Genomic DNA, 25,226 nt, shown 5'->3' with positions numbered 1-25,226 from the left:
GACGATGAACACGCACACCCGCGACCCGAAAGGCGAACGTCATCGCTTGACGGTGCTTTTCTCTGACCTCGTGGGGTCCACCGCCCTGGGCAGGGATATCGAGTCCGAGCACCTTTCCGAACTCCTGAGTCAACTGCGGGAGATCTGGCATCGCGCGGTGGACAAGCACGGCGGTCGTATCATCAGAACGCAGGGGGACGGCGCCCTCGCCGTGTTCGGCTATCCCCGGTCGGGCGAGGATGACGGTCGTCGTGCCGCGGAAGCGGCACTCGATATCCACGAGTGGGTCGGGCAGTTGCGCCACCATGGCGTGTCGCCGGCTCTGATGCCGCTTCGAATGCACTCCGGCATCCACGCCGGCACCTTGCTCCTGACGGAGGGGGATATCGAGTCCGGGCGGTACGACCTGATCGGCGACGTCGTGAACACAGCGGCGCACCTGTCGCGCTACGCCGCACCGGGCCAGGTCCTGGCTAGCGTCGATGCCCTTGGTCCGCTTGCAAATTTCTTCGAGCTCGGCGCCTACCTTGAGGGTGCCGCGCCTGGAATGCCGCAGGCGCGCGTGGTGCTGAGACGAAGCTCGGCCACCCGGCGCTTCGAGGCAACGTCCCGTCGCGGTTTGACGCCCTTTATTGGTCGCACCGAGGTCTTCGACTTTCTGACAGACTTCCTCGAGCAGGGACATCCGGCCACGCAACGTTGCGTGGTCGTCGTCGGCGGTCCCGGGCTCGGGAAGACGCGCCTTCTGGAAGAAGTGTTGCGACACTGCGGTAGCGAACAGTTCAAGCTGCTGCGGGGTAACTGCGAAAGCTATGTCGGCGCCGAGGTTCTGCAACCATTCCTGCAAATGCTGCGCGCCTACCTGGGAATCCAACCGGACGCATCCATCGTCGAGGCCGACGAGACGGCCCGTGCCTGCCTCCAGCCATGGGCCGATCAGCTCGGTCCGCGCGCTGAATCGATCCTCGGGCTGGCGTCGACCGGCGCCGATGCGCGCGGCGGCCGGATGACCGTCGATGGCGTGGTCGGTGACCTGCTCGGATTCTTCACTGCCATATCCGCGCAGGGTGCGCTGGTGCTGGCGATCGATGACTGGCAATGGTCCGACGACGCGAGCCGGCAGTTGCTGGAGGCGCTCCTGCAATTGCCCAACGGACCGCGCGTCATCCTCGCCAGCCGGCCGCGCGACGACGGCACCGCGTGGATTTCCGGCGCGCCGCACCTGCAACTGGAGCCGTTTCAGGGCCCGGAAACCGACCTTGCCGTACGACGCTGGGTGCCACAGGCCGATCCCTTCCTGGTGGCCCGCATTCATGCCTATGCCGGCGGGGTGCCACTGTTTATCGAAGAGCTGTGCCATTCCGTTGCGGCCAACGACAACGATCCCGTTTCATTCGAAGCCCGCAGCAAGCAGGGCTGGATCGGAACGCTGGTCGCCTCGAGGCTGGCGCGCCTGCCGCCTGATGAGATGAGCGTGGTACGCGCAGCGGCGGTGATCGGAAACACGGTGCCGCACGGATTGCTGGTTTCGGCTTGCGGCAGCGAACCCGACCCGGCCACCGTGCGGGCATTGGCGGATGCCGATTTTCTCTATGCCGATCCGGCGGGCGGTGTCCTTCGCTTCAAGCATGGCATCACGCGGGACGCGGTGTACGACACGATCGGCCTGCATGAGCGTCAGGCCTTGCACAAGCGCATCGAAGCCACATTGTTGGCACTGTCCGAGCAGGCCAATCGCGAAGACACGCTTGAAGCGCTGGCCTACCACTCGCGCGGCGCAGGCCTCTGGGAGAGCGCTGCCCATTATGCCGAACGCGCCGGCGACAAGGCCATGGCTGCGTTCGCGCTGGACCGTGCTCGTGCCCAGTATCAGGTGGCCATGCAAGCGCTGGATCGCGTGCAGGACCGCTCGCGCGAGCAGTCTCTGCAATGGTGCTTGCTGGCCAACAAATTGGGCATGGCCAACATATTCGACCCGCTCTCGTTGACCGATGACACCACAGTGTTCGAGCAGGCGGTCGCGATCGCGCGCTCGCTCGGTGACACCAGAGCGATGGCCAATTCGTATGAATGGCTTGGCTACATGTGTTATGGGTTCGGGCGCTTTCGGGAGGGGGTGACACATACAAGGACAGCACTGGAATTGGCGCGCGAGATCGGTGACCACCGCCTGGTGGCCCAGATCGAAGCCGTGCTGGGCCAGATTCTCGCCGCAAGCTGCCAATACGACGAAGCCATTGCCTTGATCGACGCTGCCATCTCGACGCAGCAGAAGCGCAGCCGCCGGCACGGAGCTATTTCCTTCGGCTCGGCCTACGGGTTGTCGTGCAAGGGCAGTGTGCTGGCCGATCGGGGCGACTTCGAAGGCGCTCATGACTGCTTCAACGAAGCGATGGCACTCGTCGAAGGCTCGACCCACCCGGTCGTCAGTTCAGTGCGCAATTGGATTTCGGTCGTCCTGGTCTGGCAAGGTCGCTGGCAGGAGGCGGAGCGACTCGCGGTCGAGGGCGCGCGGGTCGCCGAGAACATGCGCAGCCTGCTGCTGCTGGCGTCATGCCGCGCCGCGTCCGGATTTGCCCGCTGGTCGGCGACCGGCGATGCCGACGCTTTGCAACAATTGCGGAACGCCGTGCAATGGATGGAGGGGCGAAACTTCCACTTCTACACGTCGGTTCAATATAGCTGGCTGGTCGAGGCGGCGACGGCCGAAGGCGATGTCGATACTGCACGGCGGTACGCCGCCCATATCCTGCGCCGCGCACGTGAGGGCGAGCGGCTGGGCGAGGCGACGGCATGCCGCTCGCTCGCGAAGCTCGCGGCCTTGCGCCAGGATTTTGGACTAAGCCACCGCTGGTTGCGGCGCGCCGAAGCTTCCGCCGGCTGGCGCGGTTCGCTACGCGAGGGGGCGCTGAACCTGGCCACGCGCGGTGAACTTCTCGCGCGACAAGGGCAGGATGAGGCGGCCCACCAGATCGCAACGGAAGCCGCCGCGCAACTATCCGCGCTCGGCATGCATTGGCACGCCGAAAGGGCGATCCGCTCCGTGAGCGGCACGCCCGTCAGCCAACGTGGAGTACATCCCTGAGCTTGCTGCCGACCACCTTTGCCAGCAGGTCGTAGCCATCCTCGTTGGGATGGAATTCATTGGCCCACAACAGCTTGTAGTCCACTTGATAACGGGGATCCGCCTCCAGCGTGCCGGCGGTTTTGACCAGCGACACGCGGCCCGGATACTCGGCTGCGACAGTCGCCACCATAGCGCCAACCCGGTCGATCAGACGTCGCGTCAGCTCTCGCGACACAGACAGGTCGGTGATGCCGCGTGCGGTGAAGATTGGAAACAGCCATGGCCCGGCCGCCGGATCCCTTCGGCCGTCGGGAATCGAATGGTCGTAGTTGTGGATCAGGATGGGAATGTCGGTCACGTCGACGACGGCATTGAGGATGGTCCGGTAGAAGTTGGCGATCTTGACATCGATGAACGCATGGACCTCGTCCTCGATCAGCGGGTCGACGCCGGCCGCCGGCGCCTGGCGCAACATCTTGTAGAGCGCCGTGGTCGTCGGTGTGCTGGGACGGAAGACCACGTCGTTTCCGCCGCCGCCGATCAGCAGCGCCCGCGGTGCCGGGTCGAAGGGATTGGGGTTTTGGAAACAGTTTCTCAGTGCATCAAGGCTTTGCTCACTGGCCATGTCCTCCAGGCGCGCGCCGGATGTGCCGAAGCGATGGCTGTTGGCCGCAAAGTATCCGAGCTTCTCAAGTGATGCGACGAGGCTCGGACGTAAACCGAACGGGAATTTGAACAGCCAGGAATCACCAAGCGTCACCAGCTCCGCCAGGGCCGCTCTCTGCACCCTGGTGGCGTCCTGGATCTGAAATGCATGGGGATCGTGGAGCGACGAAACGGGCGACGAACGGAGATCAAACGAACGGAAGTCGTTGGCGGTCAGCATTCTGGACTCCAGGGCAAGGGTGAGGGGAGAGCCGGGCTGCGACGGCAGCCTTCCGTCCACGTTCAAAGTCAGCGGGCCGGCGCCGGCGCGTAACCGCAGCGGCGATTCCACCAGCGCGCTGAAGAAACCCATCATCACGGCCAGCGCCGGATGCGCTCCGGGGCACGAATGCGTAGGATGGCCAGGGGCGCTGCGGCTGCCCCCGAAGGCGGGATAGACGTCCTGGCTGCCTTCGGCGAGGTTTTGCTGGGTGGCTGAAACCGCGCCAGCGACGATGACGTCGCCCGGCTCGACCGCGACCGCATGCTTGCCCTCTCCCAGCGTGTGCGACACGACGGCCGTCCGCCATATCAATTCGGGCACCGCACGCAGTTGCATCGCCGGGATGAAGTCGTCTCTCAACCGGTTGAGGGCATCGGTGTAATCCGTTGCATAGGTGCCGGCATAGCGCGCGCGCAACGACCACAGCGTTCCTTCGCGCAGCCATTCATTCAATATCCGGCGCAGATTGCCGTCGACGGTCGGGATAAAGCCCATCATGGCGCCGGCGATCGTGCGCGCCACGAATGGGATGTCGTCCTGGGCGCGCGGAGAATCGAGCACCTGTCGCGTGACAGGTGCGCTGATCGTTGCCTTGAACCGGTTGAGGAAATCGACCATGACGGCGCGTACGGCGCTGCCATGTGCGGCGCCGATCTTCTCCACTTCCGCGTTTGGATGCGGCTGGAAGATGTAGCGCGAAGGTGAGAGGAAATGACCGGGATAGGTTGGCGGCTTGCCCGGCCTCCAGTCCCAGCGATAGCCGTCGCGACGGAAGTAACCGCCTTGCTCACTCAGCCCGAACCACTCTTCACAGAACTCGGCCAGCAACGGCTCCAGCAGTTCGTCCACATCGACCGTCAGATCCCAGCGCGCTTCCCCATCCATCTCGGCATATCTCTTCGCGTCATCGACCAAACGTTCCAGCACTCTGTTGATCGTCTTTCGCGCCAGCTCGAACGCCTTCGGCTGGTCGAGGTACATGATGGCCCTATTGCAGGCTTCGGATTCCTGCTCGTAGGCCTGGTCTTGCTGTCCGGCGTCCAGGCCGAGGTAGAGAATGCCGAACGACTGTCGCATGCGGGGGAGGTAGCCGGTGATCGTCAACCTGCGCTCGGGATCGGCAAAGACCTGATGGACCATGTCCCGGTCGGCCACCAATACCCCGAAGGGCGTGCGCAACACGCCGCCGTGGCGCTCGCGGATCGCGGCCCAGATCGACGCATTGACGAAATGCATTGCTGAACCCGGATCTTCGAGCGCCGTCTTCCACGCGTCCTTCGCCGCGGCTTCGCCTTGCCGTCTTTCGATCTCGTGCAGACATGCGATGTATTCTTCGCCTTCATCCGCACTCCACGTCACCGATGGCTGGCGATCACGGCTCGCCGCCCATTGCCGCAAATCTGCGAGCGCCTTCTTCGATGGCGCAAAGAAATACGCACCCCATTCCAGGCGCACGAACGGACGGGGTTCGTCGTGCAGCCGGTCCGAACCGTCCAGCGCCATGCGGACGGTCTGGCCATTATGCTCGAAACGGAAATGCCGGAGCCGGCCCGGTTCGGCGAGGCCGAGGAGGGGATCGCTTTCGCCGGAGTAGGAGCCCGAGCTGTTGCCGCTGGCGAGCCAGCGCTGCACCACCTCGAACTGTTCGCCGAGGCTGGCGTTGTACGCCATGAAGATGAGGCCGCGTTCCTGTTGCAGCGCATTCTTGACGGCTTGCGAGTCGTCGGGCCTGACGGGCGGACCGTAGGACATGCCGCGTCTGACAATGCGGGGCGGCCGCGCGCCACCATCTGCCGGCGTGATCCGCACCCGCGGATTGGCGCGCCGTATGTGCGCGTGAAATGGGCACAGTTGCCCCTGTGTATCGTAGTCGAAGTTGAAGTCGTTGCACGCGGGATCCGTCGGCGCCACCGGGGTCAGCGGCTCGCCCGCCTTCGGATGGCCGGTAGGCCAGCGCCCCATCATTTTGGCCATCAGCGTTTCGCGCGTCAGGGCAGGGGCGCCGGGCGTCGCCGCTTCGGTCGCCTGTCGCGTCGTGCGGTACAGGACCTCCTCGAGCGCCTCGACGTCCTGTCGCAGTTTACGCAGCGCCAGAAAGCTGCCGTCGCGAAGCAGCCTGTGAACGCGCTTGGAATCGTCGCCGAATGGGCCCTTCTCGTCGGCCAGGTTCGGATGACCGCATAGGATCTCGCCGAGATGCACCTGATTGGGATAGAGCCTGCCTGCGTCGCTCTTGTTCAGCACCGGGTTCGAAGTGCCGTCGCGGAAACCGAAATGGTCCTGCACCGCGCCGGACGCATCGCACTGACGCTGCATCCACTGGATCGAGAGCGGCCTTACACCAGGATCCGCGCGGACCAGGCGCTTCATTTCGTCCAGCAACGGTGTTCTCGCCTCCGCTGTCGTCAGCGAAGCGCTGGACAACAGGCGGAGTTGAAGCACGGCGTGGACGGCGCTCATATCGATGCGGGCCGCCGGGTCGTCCTCGCGCAGGTCTGGCGCATTGATCCCGTCGCTCCAGTTGCTTGCCGGCAGGCGCCAGCGCCGGGGATGATTCCAGCGGACGTCGCCCAACAGGCCGGCGCGCCGCTCCATGCCTTGCACGAATTCGTCCGGCAGGCTGCGCACTTCGTCATCGGACAGTCCGGCCTGACGCAGGCCCTCGACCGTAAACGCGATATTGGTGGTGAACTGCAGCTGGCTCAGATCGTCGGCTTCCGACGTCACGTGCAGGGCGTCCAGGAACGCGGCCAACGCAGCCGGCGTCGAGAACTGCAACAACAGCAGGCCGCCGTGACTCATATCACGGTGGGGATCACGGTAGGCCGTCAGAATCCCGCCTTGCACATTGCCGCGATCCTGCAACGGAGGCGCGGAGGGAAGGGCAAGCGGCAGGTTGCGCCGCACGTCCGCGACGTCGGGCGGGGTCATCAACCAGGCCATGGCCTCGTCAAAGCGCTCACGCGCGCGGCCGACGCCTTGCTCGTAGCCGGTGCCGTCGTTGATCATGGCGACGAATTCCGGCAGCAGCTCGTGCGCGGCACGGAGCAAAATCTGACCGTCGGTCGTGTCGGGCGGATAGAAGTCGGCCAAGCGGTAGAGGCCGACCAGGGTACGCACCCCGTGACGGAATGGGGGCCGGCCGGCGGCCTCGAGAGTTAGCGGCTTGCTGAATCCGGCATTGGTGGGATCCACGCCGACCAAGCCGTCGACCTGGAATATGCCCCGCCGCGCAATGTCTTCCGGCGATGGAATCCTGATCTGCGTGGTCAGCCGTTCGGCGTCGGCGCCCTCGGCACGCCGGTAGACCCGTTCCTCCATCCGCAGGTAGCGGGTGTCATCCACGGTCAGATCGGGTGTGGCGTAGAGAAAATAGGCCTCAGTCTGCCTGCTCTTCAGCCATACGCCCCATGTTTCGTAGCTGCTCTCAAAACCGAGGACGTAACCCTCGGTATTGCAGAAGATGAGATCGAGCAGCCGCGAAACCTTCTGCCAGATGATGCGTACGTAGGCTTCCCACGCGCCGTCGAACGTCACGGTCAGCAGCACGTAGTCCACGGGATCGAGCACGGGATCACCGATCTTGTACGCGAGATCCTTGGCCTCGATCACCGCGATGCCCACGGAGTGGATACGTCCAACGCGATCCACGGCGTCGGACAAGATGCGGGCGAGTTCGAATTCGAACGCGCCAGCGCGGCCGGCATTCAGCGTCCGCAGCACGTATTTGACGCGTGTCGTGTACGTGGTCGCGTCCAGCGACGGCACGAACCCTTTCTTGATCGGAGCAAGGACCCTGAAATCCGACGTGCCGGCCATGCTGCCGGTCTTGATTGTCAAATCCCGACGCATGTCTCTGTCTCCCCTGGTGCAAGCGGCCGACCCATCATCGTGCCCCCGCTAAAATGCAACTATTACGTGTTTTCTTCCGCGAATATGTAACTTGGCTCACAATGTTGCCGGCGCGGGCATGAATTTTGACGCAGGCTTATCGGTGTCCTTGAAGCGGCGCTCCGAGCCAATGGCGTCGCCAACTCTGCGACTCCGACGTCCTTGCTTCTATGAACTAGCCCACAATCCAGAACTTTCCTTCGGAGTTGCGCAGACTGAAAAGTCGCCCGAACCAACCGAGTGGCGGAGGGGTGGGGCGCACCACCCGGCCATCCAGGCCAGCAGACCATTCCGTCCAATTCTCGACGCCGGCCCTTTGCGACACCGGCTCTCTCGCAGTCGTGCAAGTGCCCGAAGCAACCGCGCGCGAAGCGCACCGTCCGTTATCGCGCGAAGCCGAGACCGGGCGTTGCGAAAGGGGCTGCTGGACTTTCCAGGCTCCTCAAGAGTCGGGCTCGACAGCTCAATAGGTCGATGGGGCACACGGAATCCACGCGTCCTCAGCCCCATACCCATAATTCGCATAAGGTATATTATGGAATATATTTATATACAATCAGATCAAATATTTAGATGAAACTCCTGCCATCGCGCCTTCACTCAAGTCCCGCTTCGATCCGCATTTTCGAGCCCGCTCCATGTCTCCGAAAGCCGATATTGCCGTGTCGTTGTCCGGCTGCAATAAGCGAGGCTTCGCGAGATCGCAGATGACCTTCAGGCCTTCCGTCCGTATAGGTTTGCATCTCAGAACAACAACAAACCTTCCGAGGAAGCAGACCGATGAGCTTTTCCCGACGCACACTCCTCAAGGCCTCCGCCGCGACCGCGGTCCTGGGCGGCCTCGGTGCGCCCCATGTGGCCCGCGCCCAAAGCGCCGAGTTCACTTACAAGTACGCAAACAACCTGCCTGACACCCATCCGCTGAACGTGCGTGCCAAGGAGATGGCGGCGGCTATCAAGGCCGAGACGAACGGCAAGTTCGACCTCCAGATCTTCCCGAACAACCAGCTCGGGTCCGACACCGACATGCTGAGCCAGATCCGCTCCGGCGGCGTCGAGTTCTTCACGCTGTCGGGCCTGATCCTGTCGACCCTGGTGCCGGCCGCGTCCATCAACGGCATCGGCTTCGCGTTCCCGGACTACGACACGGTCTGGAAGGCCATGGACGGCGATCTCGGCGCCCATGTCCGCGGTGAGATCAAGAAGGCCGGCCTCGAGGTCATGGACAAGATCTGGGACAACGGCTTCCGCCAGACCACGTCCTCGACCAAGCCGATCACCGGGCCGGATGACCTCAAGGGCTTCAAGATCCGCGTGCCGGTGTCGCCGCTGTGGACCTCGATGTTCAAGGCGTTCGATGCGGCGCCCGCCTCGATCAATTTCAGCGAGGTCTATTCCGCGCTCCAGACCAAGATCGTCGAGGGCCAGGAGAACCCGCTGGCCATCATCTCGACCGCCAAGCTCTACGAGGTGCAGAAGTATTGCTCGCTGACCAACCATATGTGGGATGGCTTCTGGTTCCTGGCGAACCGCAGAGCCTGGGAAAAGCTCCCACAGGACGTGCGCACCGTCGTCGCCAAGAACATCAACGCCGCCGCCGTCAAGGAGCGTGAGGATACCGCCAAGCTCAATGCCAATCTCCAGCAGGAGCTCGCCGGCAAGGGCCTGGCCTTCAACCAGCCGGCCGTCGCGCCGTTCCGGGAGAAGCTGCGTGCCGCGGGCTTCTATGCCGAGTGGAAAGGCAAATATGGCGATCAGGCCTGGGACCTCCTGGAAAAGGCCGTCGGGAAGCTGTCGTAACGCGTTGGGCCCATCATGGCTCATGTCGAGGTCGAGGTGATCGAAGTGGCGGGCGAGGCGACTGTTCAGTCCCCTCGCCGACCTTCGTTGCTTGCGTCGCTGGAGCGCGTGCTCGGCCTCCTCGTCGAGATCCCGGCGGCGATCCTGGTCGTCGCCGAGATCGTGATCCTGTTCGCCGGCGTGGTGGCGCGCTATGGCTTGCACCGGCCGCTGATCTGGTCGGACGAGCTCGCCTCGATCCTGTTCCTGTGGCTGGCCATGCTCGGCGCTGCGGTCGCATTCCGCCGCTCCGAGCACATGCGCATGACCGCGGTCGTCGCCAGCGCCAGGCCGGCCATGCGGGCCTATCTCGACCTGGTCGCGACCTCTGCGGCGCTGGCGTTTCTGGCGCTGATCGTCTGGCCGTCCTTCGACTACGCCTATGAGGAAAGCTACATCACCACGCCGGCGCTGCAGATCTCGAACGTCTGGCGCGCCGCCGCGCTGCCGGCCGGTATCGGTCTGATGGCGGCTTTTGCCTTGCTGCGGTTGCTGCGCGCGGCCGACCACCGGACGGTCGCGGCCGCCGTGCTGTCGGTCGCCGTCGTGATCGGCCTGTTCTGGCTGGCGGAGCCGTCGTTGCGGCCGCTCGGCAATCTCAACCTCGTCATCTTCTTCGTCGGCGTCGCCGGCTTTTGCGTCTTTGCCGGCGTTCCCATTGCGTTCGGCTTTGGCCTCGCAATCTTCGGCTACCTGGCGCTGACCACGCGCACGCCCGTGATGGTGCTGGTCGGGCGGATGGACGAGGGCATGAGCCACCTCATCCTGCTCTCGGTGCCGCTGTTCGTGTTCTTAGGCCTCCTGATCGAGATGACCGGCATGGCGCGGGCCATGGTGGCATTCCTGGCGAGCCTGCTTGGTCACGTCCGCGGCGGCCTGCACTACGTGCTGGTCGGGGCCATGTATCTGGTCTCTGGCATTTCCGGCGCCAAGGCCGCCGACATGGCGGCGGTCGCGCCCGTGCTGTTCCCGGAGATGAAGCAGCGCGGCGCCAAGCCCGGCGATCTCGTCGCGCTTCTGGCGGCCACCGGTGCGCAGACCGAGACCATCCCGCCGAGCCTCGTGCTGATCACGATCGGCTCGGTCACCGGCGTCTCGATCGCGGCACTGTTCACCGGCGGCCTCTTGCCCGGCGTGGTGCTCGCGGTCACGCTCTGCATGCTGGTGTGGTGGCGCTATCGCCACGAGGATATGAGTCATGTCCGCCGCGCCACGGGTGGCGAGATCGGCAAAACCTTCATCATCGCCCTGCCCGCGCTCGCGCTGCCCTTCGTGATCCGCTACGCCGTGGTCGAGGGCATCGCCACTGCGACCGAGGTCTCCACCATCGGCATCGTCTATGGCGCCCTCGTCGGCCTCCTGGTCTACCGCCGCTTCGACTGGCGGCGGCTGTTTCCGATGCTGGTCGAGACCGCGGCTTTGTCGGGCGCGATCCTCCTGATCATCGGCACCGCGACCGGCATGGCCTGGGGCCTGACCCAATCCGGCTTCTCGCGCTCGCTGGCGGCCGCCATGACCGGATTGCCCGGGGGAGCTGCGACCTTCATCGCCGTCTCGATCCTGGCCTTCACCATCCTCGGCAGCGTACTGGAGGGTATCCCGGCGATCGTGCTGTTCGGGCCGCTGCTGTTTCCGATCGCCCGCGCCGTCGGCGTGCACGAGGTGCACTATGCCATGGTGATCATCCTGGCCATGGGTATCGGGCTATTCGCCCCGCCCTTCGGCGTCGGCTATTATGCCGCCTGCGCCATCGGACGCGTCGACCCGGCCGAAGGCATCAGGCCGATCTGGGGCTATCTGCTGGCGCTGCTGGTGGGATTGATCATCGTCGCGATCTTCCCCTGGATCTCGATCGGATTCCTTTGAAGCGCATTTCAGGAGGGTGTCGATGAGTAAGCAGCAGAACCAGTACAATATCGGCCTCGACAAGACCCCCGCCAACTATGTGCCCTTGAGCCCGCTGAGCTTCCTCGCACGCAGCGCCGCCGTTTATCCCGATCACGTCAGCACCGTCTATGAGGGACGCAGCTTCACCTGGCGTGAGACCCATGAGCGCTGTAAGCGCTTCGCATCCTGGCTCGCCGGCAAGGGCATCGGCGTCGGCGACACCGTGGCGGCGATGCTGCCGAACATCGCCGCGATGAACGAGGTGCATTTCGCGGTGCCGATGACGGGCGCCGTGCTCAACGCGCTCAACATCCGCCTCGATGCGCCCTCCATCGCATTCCAGCTCGATCATGGCGGGGCGAAAATCATCCTGGTCGATCCCGAGTTTTCGGGCGTGATCACCGATGCGCTCGCACAGATGACCGGACCAAAGCCGTTCGTCATCGACGTCGACGATGCCGCCTTCAAGGGCGGCAAGCGCATCGGCGAGATCGAGTACGAGGCCGCCGTCGCGCAGGGCGATCCGAACTTCGCCGTCATCCCGCCGGGTGACGAATGGGACGCGATTGCGCTGAGCTACACCTCGGGCACGACGGGCAATCCCAAGGGCGTCGTGACCCATCACCGCGGCGCGTACCTCAACGCCGTCAGCAACATCCTCGCCGGCAATCTCGGCCAGCACCCGGTCTATCTCTGGACCCTGCCGATGTTCCATTGCAACGGCTGGTGCTTTCCCTGGACCATTGCGGCGGCCGCCGGCATCAACGTCTGCCTGCGCAAGGTCGAGCCGACCAGGATCTTCGAGCTGATCAGGACGCACGGTGTCACCCACATGTGCGGCGCACCGATCGTCTACAACACGCTGATCAATGCGCCCGATGCGCCCAAAGGCGACGCCGCCCGCCGCGTCGTTGGCCTGATCGCAGGGGCTGCGCCGCCGGTCGCGGTGCTCGAAGGCGCAGAAAGCATCGGCATCAAGCTCACCCACGTCTACGGCCTGACTGAGGTCTACGGCCCCGCCTCCGTCTGCGCCGAGCAGCCAGGCTGGGATGAGCTTCCGCCGGCCGAACGCGCGCGCATGAAGCGCCGGCAGGGGGTGCCCTACCCGCTCGAGGAAGACGTCACCGTCATCGATCCGCAGACGATGCTGGAGGTGCCGCGCGACGGCGAGACCATCGGCGAGGTCATGTTCCGCGGCAACATCGTGATGAAGGGCTACCTCAGGAACGAGAAGGCGACCAAGGAAGCGTTCGAGGGCGGCTGGTTTCACACCGGCGATCTCGGCGTGCTCGACGAGCACGGCTACGTCATCATCAAGGACCGCTCCAAGGACATCATCATCTCTGGCGGCGAGAACATCTCCTCCGTCGAGGTCGAGGACATCCTCTACAAGCACCCGGCCGTGCTGTTCGCAGCCGTGGTCGCAAAGCCCGATCCGAAATGGGGCGAGGTGCCCTGCGCCTTCGTCGAGCTGAAGGACGGCGCTAGCGCGAGCGAGGCCGAGATCATCGCGTTTTGCCGCAGCCACATGTCGGGATTCAAGACGCCGAAGGCCGTAGTGTTCGGACCGATCCCGAAGACGTCGACCGGCAAGATCCAGAAATTCCTGCTGCGCAACGAGGTCGGATCAGTGAAGGCGATCTCGGCCTGAGCCCATCGACGCCGCAGAAACATCTGGAAACATACGCTGCGCGCGGCAAGGCGGTACTGCGCTACGCTTGGTGACCTCCGCTCGCGAGGCGAGCGGAGGTCTTGCCGTCCTCACATCTTCTTGTAGGCGTCGATCAATGCCTGGCCGTCGGGCCCAGCCTTCTTGAGCCAGTCGGCGGTGAGCTGGTCGCCGATCTTCTGGAAGCCGGCCTTCAGCGCCGGGCTCGGCGGCTCGACCGTCATGCCCTTGGCCTTGAGCTGATCGATGTACCAATTGGCCTTCTCTTCCCAGGCTTTCCAGCCGCGCGTTTCCGCGGTCGCTGCGGCTTTCAGGATGGCGTCCTGCGTCGGCTTGTCGAGCGCCTCGAATGCGGCCTTGTTGACGAAGGTGTAGTTCTTCGGAACCCAGGCCTGCACGTCATAGAAGTATTTCAGGGACTCCCAGGCCTTCACATCGTAGCCCGTGCCGCCCGACGACATGAACGAGTTGACGACCCCGGTCGCAAGCGCCTGCGGCAGTTCGGCCGCCTGGATCGTGACCGATTGCGCGCCGACCAGCTCGCCAATGCGCGCGGTGCCGACATTGTAGGCCCGCCATTTCAGGCCCTTCATGTCCTCGATCGTCGCGAGCGGCTTGTTGACATAGACGCCCTGCGGCGCCCACGGCACGACGAACAGGAGCTTGAGCCCTTGCGCATCGAGCTTCTTGACGATCGCCGGCTTGGAGGCCTGATACAGTTTCATTGCGTCGGGGAAGCTGGTTGCGAGGAACGGCACGACGTCGACACCGAAGAGCGGATCCTCGTTCTCGTGAATCGACAGCAGGACCTCGCCGATCTGCGCCTGCCCCGTCACCACCGCGCGCTTGATGTCGGGCGCCTTGAACAGTGAGGCGCCGGGATGAACCGTGATCTGGAGCTTGCCGGACGTCGCGGCCTCGACGTCCTTGGCGAAGGCGACGAGATTTTCGGAGTGCGGATTGTCGGCGGTATAGGCTGCCGGCAAATTCCATTTGGTCTGGGCCAAAGCAGGTGTCGCGGCCATCACGACGCCGGCGATCAGGGATGCGCAGGCTAAACGAGACATCATCGGGCTTCTCCTCACGGTCAATCTGAAAAACGGATATGCTCAGTCCGGGAAAGCAAGCTTCGGCAAGAACATCACGATCTGCGGATACTCCGTGATGATGAACACAGCAGCGAGCAATAGCACGAAGAATGGGAAGGCCGCCCGTGCAACGGTGAACGTATCTCGGCCGCTCATGTTCTGGAGCACGAACAGGTTGAAGCCGACCGGCGGCGTGATCTGCGCCATCTCGACGTGGATGATGAGATAGACGCCGAACCAGACCAGATCGAGACCGGCCTGCTTCACCATCGGCAACACGATGACCGCAGTCAACACGATCATCGAGATGCCGTCGATCAGGCATCCGAGGATGATGTACATGATGCTCAGATACAGCGCGAGCATGCCCGGCGTAAGCTGCTGCCCCTGGACCCAGGTGGCGAGCGCAGCCGGAATGCCCGTATAGGCCATCGCGGCTGTGGTGTACGCCGCGCCCGCCAGGATCAGCATGATCATGCAGGTCAGGCGCGTCGCGCTCATGATGCTCTCGAACAGATTCTTGCGCGTGAGCGTGCCGCTCCACCATGCCAGCAGCAACGCACCGCTGACGCCCCACGCGGCGCATTCGGTGGCGGTCGCAAAGCCCAGAACGAGCGACAGGAAAACCGCGAGGATCAGCAGCAGACACGGCGCGAGCTTGGCGGATTCCCGCAGCTTCTGGCGAAACGGCATCGGCGGATCGCGCGGCGGAATCTTCTTCGGGTTGAGCAGCGACCAGATGATGATGTAGCCGGAATAGAGCACGATCACGAGCACTCCCGGCAGGAAGCCGCCGAGAAACACCTGAAGCACGGACACGTTCGCCGTGACCGCGTAGACGACCATCGGGATCGAGGGCGGAATCAAGAGACCGAGCGTGCCGGAGCCCGCGAGTGATCCGAGGCTCAGGCCCTTGTCGTAACCGCGCTTGTCGAGCTCGGGCAGCGCGATCTTGCCGATGGTCGCACAGGTCGCAGCCGACGAGCCCGACACCGCCGCAAAGATGCCGCAGCCGATCACGTTGACATGGGTCAGCCGCCCCGGCAGCCACTGCACCCAGGGCGACAAACCGCGGAACATCTCCTCCGACAATTTGGTTCGGAAAAGAATCTCCCCCATCCAGATGAACAGCGGCAGCGCCGCCAGGGTCCACGACGAGCTGGCGCTCCAGGTGGTGGTTGCGAGCACCGAGCCGAGCGGCAGGCTCGTGGTCAGGGCCATCGCCGCGAAGCCGACGAGGCCGAGCGAAACAGCAATCCAGACGCCGCTGCCGAGCAGCAGGATCATGATGCCGAGCAGGATGAAGGACAGCTCGATCATGCCGAGATTGGCCATGGTCAACCTCCCCCGCCCTGCGATATGCGCTCGATGAATTCGTCCGGCGTCTCGTCCGGCGAGCCCTTCTCGTAACTCGGCCGGTTGCCGCGGACGACATTGACCATTTCATCGATCAGCGCGATCGACAGGATCGCAAGCCCGCCGGCAAAGCCGAGCTGCGGAATCCAGAGCGGCAGCGCGACCACGCCCTGCGCGACGTCGTTGAAGCGCCAGGAATCGTAGGTCATCTGCATCGCATGCCGGGTGAAGTAGAGGATGAACGCGGTCGCGATGCCGAGCGCCACGATCTCCGCGATCTGTTTGGTCCGCCCGTGCAGACGCTCCAGCAGCAGGCCGACGCGGATCATCTCGCCGCGCTTGAAGGTGTGGGCGAGACCGAGGAACGCCATCGCGGCCATGCACCAGGACGCGAAATCGTCGCCGGCGGGGATGTTGAGCGCGAACTGCCGTCCCACCGACATGACCATCATGATGGCAAAGATCGCGACCAGGAAGACGCCCGCTGCGTAGCCTGCACCGAGGTAAAGAAGATCCAGTGCACGTCGCACCGGTCCTCCGGTCGTTACATCGTCCCCTGCCAACGCGATCCCATCCTCACACGCGGCGATTCAACCGGCCCGGCGATCGCACAACAGGCGCTGCCGGTTCTGCTTGAATATCGCCCTTGCCCGGCGCCCTGTCTTTCAGACGTTAGATCAACATGATGGGGCCGGCGTAAGCAAGGAGTATGCCGTGTTGCACCGCAATTTCCACTGCGGGTTCAGTGCGTCTCGAGCCGCATGCCGTCATAGGCCGGCACAACGCCAGATGGCAGCGATTGCCGGATCACCTCGTAGTCGACATCCGCGGTCATGTTGGTGATGACGGCGCGCTTCGGCTTGAAGCGCTCGATCCAGGACAGCGCGTCCTTGATGCTGAAATGGCTGGAATGGCTGGTGTAGCGCAGCCCGTCGACGATCCAGAGATCGAGATGTTCCAGCGCGCCCCAGCTCTCGCGCGGGATATCGTTGAGGTCAGGCGTATAGGCCGCGTTGCCGATGCGATAGCCGAGCGCGGGGATCTGGCCATGTTGCACCAGGAAGGCGGTCATCCCCACCGCGCCGCCCTTGCCCAGGATGGTCTGGCTCTCGCCCGCCTCGATTGAATGTCGCGTCAGGATCGGTGGATAGTCGCTGCCCTCCGGCGAAATGAAGCAATAGGAGAACCGCGCCATGATGTCCTTGGCGGTCGACTGATTGAAATAGGTCGGAATACGCTTGCGCATGTGCAGCACGACCGAGCGCAGATCGTCCATGCCGTGGGTCTGGTCGGCATGCTCGTGGGTCAGGAAGACCGCGTCGATGTGATCGACATTGGCGTCGATGAGCTGTTCGCGCAGGTCAGGCGAGGTGTCGATGACGATCCGCGTCGTGCCGTGCTCGCCGGCCTGCTCGACCAGCAGCGAGCAGCGGCGGCGGCGGTTCTTGGGATTGTTGGGGTCGCAGGCACCCCAGCCGAGCGCCGGGCGCGGCACGCCGGCGGAGGAGCCGCAGCCCAGGATGGTCAGCGTCAGCGTCATGCGGCTCCCAGTCTCAAGCTTTCACCTTGGCGAACAGGCGGAAGAAGTTTTCGCTTGTTTGGCGTGAGATCTCCTCGAGCGACACGCCGCGCGTCTCGGCGAGCACCTTGGCGACCTCGACTACATAGGCCGGCTCGTTGCGTTTGCCCCGGAACCTGCCGGGCGCAAGATAGGGCGAGTCTGTTTCAACCAGAATACGGTCCGACGGCAGTTCGGCCGCGAGCGCGCGCAGGGCTTCCGACTTCTTGAAGGTCAGGATGCCCGTGAAGCCGATATAGAGCCCGAGCGACACCGCCTTCAGTGCCAGCTCGCGTCCGCCGGTGTAACAATGCAGCACGGCGCGGAACGGCCCCTTCGCGGCCTCCTCCTCGAGGATGCGGGCGCAGTCCTCGTCTGCCTCGCGGGTGTGGATCACCAGCGGCAGGCCGGTCGCGCGGGCGGCGGCGATGTGGGCGCGGAAGCCCCTCGCCTGCGCCTCCGGCGAGCCGTTGTCGTAGAAATAATCGAGCCCGGCTTCGCCGAGCGCGACGACCTTGGGATGCTGCGTCAACGCGATCAGCTCGTCCGGCGCGATGCCGTCCTCCTCGTCCGCATTGTGCGGATGGGTGCCGACCGAGCAATAGACGTCGTCATAGCGCTCGGCGATGGCCAGGAGCTGGTTCAGCCGCCGCACCCGCGTCGAGATCGTGACCATGCGCCCGATGCCGGCGGCGCGGGCACGCGACACGATCCCGTCGAGATCTTCCGCAAAGTCCGGAAAATCCAGATGGCAGTGACTGTCGACCAGCATCGCGCGAACGTCCTCAGGCCGCCGGCTCGATGTAGCGCGGGAACGCCGGCGTCGGCGCCGGCAAGGTCGAGCCAGGCGCAATGCGCTTGGCGCCGCCGAGCATGGCGAAGCTGCGCTCGCCCTCGGGGATTCCGAGACTGTCGAGCAGCAATCCCGAGGCGGTCGGCATCGCGGGCTGGGCCAGGATCGCGATCTGGCGCACGACCTCGGCGGTGACATAGAGCACCGTCTTTTGCCTGGCAGGATCGGTCTTCGCCAGCGCCCACGGCGCCTCGCCCGCGAAATAGCGGTTGGCCTCCGCGACCACGGCCCACACGGCGTTGAGCCAGTGATGGATCTGCTGCGTCGCCATGGCCTCGCGTGACGCGGCAATCATGCCGTCGGCCATCGCCAGGATCGCCTTGTCGTTGTCGCTGAACTCGCCAGGCTCGGGCAGCACGCCGCCGAGCTGTTTTGCGATCATCGACAGCGAGCGCTGCGCGAGATTGCCGAGATCGTTGGCGAGATCGGCATTGATGCGCGCGACGATGGCTTCGTGGCTGTAGTTGCCGTCCTGTCCGAACGGCACCTCGCGCAGGAAGAAATAGCGCATCTGGTCGACGCCATACTGGTCGGCGAGGTTGAAGGGATCGACGACGTTGCCGACCGACTTCGACATCTTCTCGCCTCTGCTGAACAGGAAGCCGTGGGCATAGACCCGCTTCGGCAGCGCAATGCCGGCCGACATCAGGAATGCCGGCCAGTACACCGCGTGGAAGCGGATGATGTCCTTGCCGATGATGTGCACGTCCGCCGGCCAATAGCGCCAGTTCTTGTCGTCTTCGTCAGGGAAGCCGACGCCGGTGATGTAGTTGGTCAGCGCGTCGACCCAGACATACATCACGTGCTCTTCGTCGCCGGGCACCTTCACGCCCCAATCGAAGGTGGTGCGCGAGATCGAGAGATCGCGCAGGCCGCCGCGCACGAAGCTCGTCACCTCGTTGCGGCGCGCGTCCGGGCCGATGAAATCGGGATGATCCGCATAGAGCTTGAGCAGCTTGTCCTGATAGGCCGACAGGCGGAAGAAATAGCTTTTCTCCTCGACCCATTCGACCGGCGTGCCTTGCGGACCGAGGCGCACGCCGTCGTCGTTCAGGCGCGTCTCGTCCTCGGCGTAGTACGCCTCGTCGCGCACGGAATACCAGCCGGCATAGGTGTCGGCATAGATGTCCCCGTTCGCTTCCATGCGTCGCCAGATCTCCTGGCTGGAGCGATGATGCTGCTCTTCGGTGGTCCGGATGAAGCGGTCGAACGACACGTTCAGACGCTCGTCCATCTGCTTGAAGCGGCCGGCATTGCGGGTCGCCAGCGCGGAGACGGCCATTTTCTCACCGGCCGCCGTCTGAACCATTTTTTGACCGTGCTCGTCGGTGCCGGTCAGGAAGAACACGTCCTTGCCGTCGAGCCGTGCAAAGCGCGCCAGCACGTCGGTCGCGATCGCCTCATAGGCGTGGCCGATATGCGGGCTGCCATTGGGATAGGCGATCGCGGTCGTGAGGTAGAAGACGTTGTCGCGCGCGGGAGCCACGGCAGGCGCTGCGGCTTGTGGAGCCGCGACAGGCTTCGGCGCACGCGGCGTCGCAGGTTTCGACACCCTAGGCTTCACCGCTTTCGGCGGAGCGACGACAGCAGCCGGCGGCGCAACCACGCTTGCCTTCTTTGCCGGACCTTTGGCTGGCTGGCGCGCGGCCTTCGTCTTCGAAGTGTTCTTGGCGATGACCTGCTTCTTCGCAGCCTTCTTGCCGGCCTTTTTCGCCTTCTTCACCGTCTTCGCTGCACTCTTCTTCACGCCCTTCTTGGCGGCAGCTTTCTTCGCCTTCTTCCCGGCCTGCTTGGTCCCGGTCTTCCTGGTCCCGGCCTTCTTGGCAGCCTTGGGCGCGCGCGCCTTCACGGCCTTTTTCGCAGGCTTCTTCGCAGCTTTCTTGCCGCTCTTGCGTTTGACGGTTTTCTTAGCTCGCGTTGCCACGACGAATTCCTTTATCGGCTTCTCAAAATTTGGAAACGAACCTGCGTTAGGTTGTTGTTTTGCGCATGATCCTTCCGGAAAACCGCTCCACACTTTTCCGGATCATGCTCTAGCGCGTTGCGTCCGCCAGCCAGCCGAACACCGAGAAAACCAAGGGCTTGCGCTCCAGATTGTAGGTTTCGGTGTCGCGCGCGGCGCGGACGATCTTTTCCCATACCTCAGCTAGGCGCGCAAGGCGCGGCAGGTTCTGGTTGGCATTGGCTTCGTCCGCATGCAGGCGTTCCGCAATCCAGCGGTCGATGCCGTCGATGAAGGCCGCAAGCGCGACGCGGTCGCTGGTGCCGAGCGAATCGCCGAGCGTGTGCAGTTCGCGCGGATCGACCTGCGGCAGGCGCGCGAGCAGCGCTGCGGTCCGCTGCTGGAGCTTGAGCGCATCGCCGCCGAGCAGCGTCAGCGCCCGCGCGACGCTGCCCTCCGAGGCCTCCGCCGCCTCGTGCAGCGCGGGATCATTCGCATCGAGGTCGGCGGCTGCGGCCGCAGCACCGACAACCTCGTCGGTTGAAAGCGCGCGCAGGCGCAGCTTGCGACAGCGGGACTGGATCGTGGCGAGCACCCGCGCGGGCGCGTGGCTCACCAGCAGAAACAGCGATTGCTGCGGCGGCTCTTCGAGAATTTTCAGAAGCGCGTTGGCCGCGTTCGGATTGAGCTCATCGACGGTGTCGACGATGCAGACGCGCCAGCCTTCGGCCGCTGCCGTCGAGCCGAAGAAGGCGATGGTCTCGCGCGTCTCGTCGACGGTGATGACGGTGCGCATCACGCCGCGGTCGTTGGCGGTGCGCTCCAGCGTCAAGAGGCCGCCATGCGAGCTCGCCGCAACCTGCCGCGCCACGGCATCGTCAGGATCGATCGCGAGGTTTTCGGCGCTCTGCACCGCAGGTGCCAGCGGCTGGCCGTGGGCGAGCACGAAGCGCGCCATGCGATAGGCCAACGTCGCCTTGCCGATCCCTTGCGGCCCACCGATCAGCCAGGCATGCGGGATGCGCCCGCTGCGATAGGCCGTCAGCAGCGCCGTCTCGGCCTCACGATGCCCGAACAGAAGCGAGGTCTCGCGCGGATGCGGGATGGCAGTTTCGCGCTCGGTCTGACGCGGGCTCATGCCGAGATCACCGATGCAGGCGTGGGAAGGAGACGCTCGCGCAGCGCGGTCCAGACCCGTCCTGCGACGGTGTCAGGATCGGAATTGGCGTCGATCAGCACGCAGCGCTCAGGTTCTTCCGCGGCGATCTTGCGATAAGCCTCGCGCAAACCCTGGTGGAACTTGAGGTTCTCACCCTCGAACCTGTCAGGCGTGCCGTTGCCGCGACGCGCGGCGGCGCGCTGCAAGCCGATCTCGACCGGCAGGTCGAGGATGATGGTGAGGTCGGGCTTGAGATCGCCGATCGTGACCCGCTGCATGGCGTTGATCAGCCCCATCGGCACCCGGCCAAGGCTGCCCTGATAGGCCCGCGTCGAGTCGGCGAAGCGGTCGCACAGCACCCAGGCGCCGCGATTGAGCGCGGGCTGGATCACGGTGCGGACATGATCGTCGCGGGCAGCGGCAAACAGCAGCGTCTCGGCTTCGGGTCCCAGCAGCTTGCCCATCCCCGGCAGCACCAGGTGGCGCATGATCTCGGCGCCCGGCGAGCCGCCCGGCTCGCGCGTGACGAGGGTCCGCATCCTGGCCGCATTGAGCCGGTCGGCGAGCTTCTTGATCTGAGTCGACTTGCCCGCCCCCTCGCCGCCTTCGAAGGTGATGAAGCGTCCGCGTCCGGACCGCCGCTGTACCGCGTTCTCACTCATGGTCAGAGCTTCTCGGCGCCTGCGCGGAACATGCCAATCACGAGCTCGCTGGCGCCGTCGATCGCGCGGCGCATGGTCGAGCCGGTGCCGACCGCTTCGGCGGCATAGACCGGCGTCTCCACCGCGATGTTGCCGCTGCGCCAGACCTTGACCACGCCGACCCGCTGGCCGGCCTCCACCGGCGCGCGCACCGGGCCGCTATAGACGATGCGGGCGATCAGCTTGTCGCTGCCGTTCTTGTGCACCATCACCTTCACGGGCGTCTTGGCGACGAGCTTCACCGAGCGGCTCTCGCCGCCGAACACCTTGGCGTAGCCGACGGGTTGCTCGGCCGCCATCAGGGTGCGGGTCTCGAAATTGCGGAAGCCCCATTCCAGCATCTTCCTGGCTTCCGTGGCGCGGTCTTCGGGGTCGTCAAGGCCGTTGACGACCACGATCAGCCGCGTCCCGTTCTGCACCGCAGAGCCGACCATGCCGTAGCCGCCTTCCTTGGTGTAGCCGGTCTTCAGGCCGTCGGCGCCTTCCATCGAGTTGAGCAGCGGATTGCGGTTGGGCTGGCGGATCTTGTTCCAGGTGAACTCCTTCTCGCCGAACAGTTTGTAGAATTCGGGGAAGTCCAGGATGATATGGCGGGCGAGGATGCCGAGCTCGCGCACCGTCATCTTGTTGCCGGGATCGGGCAAGCCGTTGGAGTTGGCGAAGGTTGATTTGACGAGGCCGAGTTCGCGCGCGCGCTTGGTCATGAAGTCGGCCGCGAAGATCCGCTCATTGCCCGCCATGGCTTCGGCAAGCGCGATGCAGGCGTCATTGCCGCTCTGGATGATCGCACCATGCAGGAGATCGTCGACCGAGACCTTGCTGTTGATGGCAGCGAACATGGTCGAGCCGCCCGAGGGCGCCCCGCCCCGGCGCCAGGCATTCTCGCTGATCCGGTATTCGTCGGTGAGCTTGATGTCGCCCTTCTTGACGGCGTTGAAGATCACCTCCGCCGTCATCAGCTTCATCATGCTGGAGGGTGCGCGCAGCTCGTCAGCGTTTTTCTCGAACAACACGCTGCCTGAGGAGGCCTCGATCAGGATCGCGGTGGGGGCGTCGCCATCGAAACCGGCATCTTCCGTCTTCTTGGCGCCCTGGACACTCTGGTTGGCGGCGTAGAGCGCCCCACCCCAGCCGATGCTCGCCACCAGCGCCGTTGCGATCAGCCCGCGCACCAGCGCTCCGGCCGTGAACCGGGTACGACGGAGCGAAACAAGACGAAATGCCATGGCCAAGCCCTGAGAGCGGCGTTCTAACAGTTGGAACCGGCACGAACAACACGACGCTGGCCGCCGGCCCCCGAGATTGCATGATTCTGGCCACGCCCCTATCGTGACATCTCATGTTTCTCGACCAAATCCCTGAAACAAGGCGGAAAAGCGATGTCTTCCACCCGCGTGATCACCGCCAACGGGATCGAACTCTTCGTCCGCGAAGCCGGCCAGGGACCGCTGGTGGTGCTGTGCCATGGCTGGCCGGAACTCTCCTATTCGTGGCGCCACCAGATCCCGGCGCTGGCGGCCGCCGGCTTTCACGTGGTCGCCCCCGACATGCGCGGCTACGGCCAGAGCTCGGCGCCGCCGGACGTGACGGCCTACTCGATCTTCGACACGGTCGGTGACGTCGTTGGCCTGGTGCAGGCGCTCGGCGAGACCAAGGCGATGGTGGTCGGCCACGACTGGGGCGCGCCGGTCGCCTGGCACGCGGCGCTGTTCCGGCCCGACATCTTCACCGCGGTGGCGGGCCTGAGCGTGCCGCCGCCGTTCCGTGGCCGCGGCAAGCCGCTCGACCTGTTACGCCATGGCGGCGTCACCAATTTCTACTGGCAGTACTTCCAGGCGCCAGGCGTCGCCGAGGCCGAGCTCGAGCGCGACGTTGCCCGCACTATGCGCATTGTGCTCGGCGGACGCGGCCTCGCCGACCCGACCGCGGCCATGTTCGTGCAGGAGGGCAAGGGCTTTCTCGGCCACGCCACCTCCGAGGAGCCTTTGCCCGGCTGGCTGAGCGCGGCTGACCTGGCCTATTTCACCGAAAGCTTCCGCAAGTCCGGCTTCCGCGGCGGACTGAACTGGTACCGCAACATCGACCGCAATTGGGAGCTGACGGCGCCCTGGCAGGACGCGCAGATCCACCAGCCCTCCCTCTTCATCGCGGGTTCGAAAGACGCGGTGATCACCGGCCTGATCGGGTCCAAGCGGGTCAACGAGCTGGAGCGCGTGCTCCCCAATCTCAAGCGCAAGCTGATCATCGAGGGGGCCGGCCATTGGGTGCAGCAGGAACGGCCCGACGAGGTGAACGCTGCGCTGGTGAGCTTCCTGCGGGAGAACGCGGCTCAGTAGAGGCCGCGGCCGCTCAGGATGCTGCGGGCCTCGGCCGCGCCGTCCGAGGCATTGGCGGCCGACGACGCGCTCTCGGTCGCGTAGCGGCCGTCCTCGTCATAGGACACCGCGCGGGCGTTCTGGAGCGCCCGGCTCCGGCCGCGGCTCGAGGCCGACATTTCCGAGGTCGCATTGAGCGAGGCCATGTCGGCGGAGGTGTTGCCGAGATTGTAGGGCCGCCCCTCCGGCATCGGGACTTCGCCACGAATGGCGCCGCGGGTCGATGACGGCAGCTCGGGCACGAAGGGCTTCGCCGAAGCGACGCGCACCATCGAGGGCGACGGCGCCGGAATCCCGGTACGCAGGGTGGCCATCAGCTGGCGGTCGTCGGAGCCTTCGAGCGGCGCGCGGCCGACATATTCGACGCGGACCTTGGCGACGCCATTGCCTTTGAATTCAAGGAGTTCGGCGGCCTTGTTCGAGACATCGATGAGCCGGTTGCCGTGATAGGGCCCGCGGTCGTTGACGCGCACGATCAGCGACTTGCCGTTCGACACGTTGGTCACCCGCGCATAGGACGGCATCGGCAGGGTCGGATGCGCCGCGGTCAGCGACGTCATGTCGAACACTTCGCCATTGGCGGTCAGGCGGCCGTGGAAATCGTCGCCGTACCAGGACGCCATGCCCTCGGCGCGGTAGTTGACGTCCTCCTCCGGCACGTAGGTCCGGCCGGCCACCACATAGGGCTTGCCGACGCGGTAGGTGCCGCCGCCCTTCGGAACCGGATCACCCCAGGCCACCACCCGGGGGCTCGAGGACACGCCGTATTTCGGATCGACGCGGCTGGCGAACTTGTTGGACGAGGCGCAATTGGCGAGCGCGAGGCAGGTCGCGGCTGCCGCAACACCGCGCGCGGCCCGCAATACCGAATCTGATCGTCGGATCCCCATTCGCCCCAAATACCATTTCGCCG

The 25,226-nt window shown here is 64.8% G+C and carries 16 protein-coding genes; 5 read left to right on the top strand and 11 right to left on the bottom strand.

The genetic code is table 11. The annotated features are described in order from the left end of the window. Positions 1 to 4: 4 nt before the first annotated feature. Positions 5 to 3,085, top strand: a complete 3,081-nt coding sequence (locus tag GPL20_RS18215; protein ID WP_157330887.1) for an ATP-binding protein — start codon at positions 5 to 7, stop codon at positions 3,083 to 3,085. Here the strand turns inward: GPL20_RS18215 and GPL20_RS18210 are convergent. Further along, the gene (locus tag GPL20_RS18210) at positions 3,060 to 7,847 is read right to left on the bottom strand and encodes a Dyp-type peroxidase (protein ID WP_157330886.1); all 4,788 of its coding nucleotides are present in this window, start codon (positions 7,845 to 7,847) and stop codon (positions 3,060 to 3,062) included. The two genes, GPL20_RS18215 and GPL20_RS18210, sit on opposite strands and share 26 nt — an antisense overlap. A gap of 819 nt (positions 7,848 to 8,666) precedes the next feature. On the opposite strand from GPL20_RS18210, the gene GPL20_RS18205 reads away from it, so the two are divergent. The 3 genes from GPL20_RS18205 to GPL20_RS18195 are packed head-to-tail and all read left to right on the top strand — an operon-like array spanning position 8,667 to position 13,263. Then, positions 8,667 to 9,686: a TRAP transporter substrate-binding protein gene (locus GPL20_RS18205; RefSeq protein ID WP_157330885.1), complete on the top strand. Its 1,020-nt coding sequence runs from the start codon at positions 8,667 to 8,669 to the stop codon at positions 9,684 to 9,686. A 15-nt stretch (positions 9,687 to 9,701) separates the two neighbouring features. Continuing rightward, positions 9,702 to 11,591: a TRAP transporter large permease gene (locus tag GPL20_RS18200; RefSeq protein WP_157330884.1), complete on the top strand. Its 1,890-nt coding sequence runs from the start codon at positions 9,702 to 9,704 to the stop codon at positions 11,589 to 11,591. Between the two features lie 22 nt (positions 11,592 to 11,613). Further along, positions 11,614 to 13,263 carry an acyl-CoA synthetase gene (locus tag GPL20_RS18195; RefSeq protein ID WP_157330883.1) on the top strand — a complete coding sequence of 550 codons (1,650 nt, stop codon included), beginning with the start codon at positions 11,614 to 11,616 and terminating at the stop codon, positions 13,261 to 13,263. 110 nt (positions 13,264 to 13,373) lie between these two features. Here the strand turns inward: GPL20_RS18195 and GPL20_RS18190 are convergent, their stop codons facing one another. The 9 genes from GPL20_RS18190 to GPL20_RS18150 form a co-directional block, all read right to left on the bottom strand. Next, positions 13,374 to 14,351, bottom strand: coding sequence for a TRAP transporter substrate-binding protein (locus tag GPL20_RS18190; RefSeq protein WP_157330882.1), 978 nt, complete (start codon positions 14,349 to 14,351; stop codon positions 13,374 to 13,376). Positions 14,352 to 14,390: 39 nt separating this feature from the next. Next, positions 14,391 to 15,704: a TRAP transporter large permease gene (locus GPL20_RS18185; RefSeq protein WP_157330881.1), complete on the bottom strand. Its 1,314-nt coding sequence runs from the start codon at positions 15,702 to 15,704 to the stop codon at positions 14,391 to 14,393. Positions 15,705 to 15,706: 2 nt separating this feature from the next. Further along, positions 15,707 to 16,255, bottom strand: a complete 549-nt coding sequence (locus tag GPL20_RS18180) for a TRAP transporter small permease (RefSeq protein ID WP_254125393.1) — start codon at positions 16,253 to 16,255, stop codon at positions 15,707 to 15,709. A gap of 212 nt (positions 16,256 to 16,467) precedes the next feature. After that, positions 16,468 to 17,265: an MBL fold metallo-hydrolase gene (locus tag GPL20_RS18175; protein WP_157330879.1), complete on the bottom strand. Its 798-nt coding sequence runs from the start codon at positions 17,263 to 17,265 to the stop codon at positions 16,468 to 16,470. Positions 17,266 to 17,278: 13 nt separating this feature from the next. Continuing rightward, positions 17,279 to 18,055 carry a TatD family hydrolase gene (locus tag GPL20_RS18170; protein ID WP_157330878.1) on the bottom strand — a complete coding sequence of 259 codons (777 nt, stop codon included), beginning with the start codon at positions 18,053 to 18,055 and terminating at the stop codon, positions 17,279 to 17,281. A 13-nt stretch (positions 18,056 to 18,068) separates the two neighbouring features. After that, a complete protein-coding gene (gene metG / locus GPL20_RS18165; protein WP_254125395.1) occupies positions 18,069 to 20,060 on the bottom strand; it encodes a methionine--tRNA ligase in 1,992 nt (663 codons plus the stop codon). A gap of 109 nt (positions 20,061 to 20,169) precedes the next feature. Then, on the bottom strand, positions 20,170 to 21,216 hold the full coding sequence (locus GPL20_RS18160) for a DNA polymerase III subunit delta' (RefSeq protein ID WP_157330877.1): 1,047 nt from the start codon (positions 21,214 to 21,216) through the stop codon (positions 20,170 to 20,172). After that, the gene (gene tmk, locus GPL20_RS18155) at positions 21,213 to 21,899 is read right to left on the bottom strand and encodes a dTMP kinase (protein WP_157330876.1); all 687 of its coding nucleotides are present in this window, start codon (positions 21,897 to 21,899) and stop codon (positions 21,213 to 21,215) included. The genes GPL20_RS18160 and tmk overlap by 4 nt, the downstream gene beginning before the upstream one ends. Before the next feature lie 2 nt (positions 21,900 to 21,901). Next, positions 21,902 to 23,164, bottom strand: coding sequence for a D-alanyl-D-alanine carboxypeptidase family protein (locus GPL20_RS18150; RefSeq protein ID WP_157330875.1), 1,263 nt, complete (start codon positions 23,162 to 23,164; stop codon positions 21,902 to 21,904). Between the two features lie 153 nt (positions 23,165 to 23,317). On the opposite strand from GPL20_RS18150, the gene GPL20_RS18145 reads away from it, so the two are divergent. After that, positions 23,318 to 24,274, top strand: a complete 957-nt coding sequence (locus GPL20_RS18145) for an alpha/beta fold hydrolase (RefSeq protein WP_157330874.1) — start codon at positions 23,318 to 23,320, stop codon at positions 24,272 to 24,274. On the opposite strand, the gene GPL20_RS18140 is transcribed toward GPL20_RS18145, so the two are convergent. After that, positions 24,268 to 25,203: a septal ring lytic transglycosylase RlpA family protein gene (locus GPL20_RS18140; protein WP_157330873.1), complete on the bottom strand. Its 936-nt coding sequence runs from the start codon at positions 25,201 to 25,203 to the stop codon at positions 24,268 to 24,270. The two genes, GPL20_RS18145 and GPL20_RS18140, sit on opposite strands and share 7 nt — an antisense overlap. Positions 25,204 to 25,226 lie beyond the last annotated feature (23 nt).

It is taken from the genome of Bradyrhizobium cajani, assembly GCF_009759665.1.
Classification (GTDB): Bacteria; Pseudomonadota; Alphaproteobacteria; order Rhizobiales; family Xanthobacteraceae; genus Bradyrhizobium; species Bradyrhizobium cajani.
Note: the sequence above shows the minus strand (reverse complement) of the source record. Positions and strands in the feature narration are given on the sequence as shown.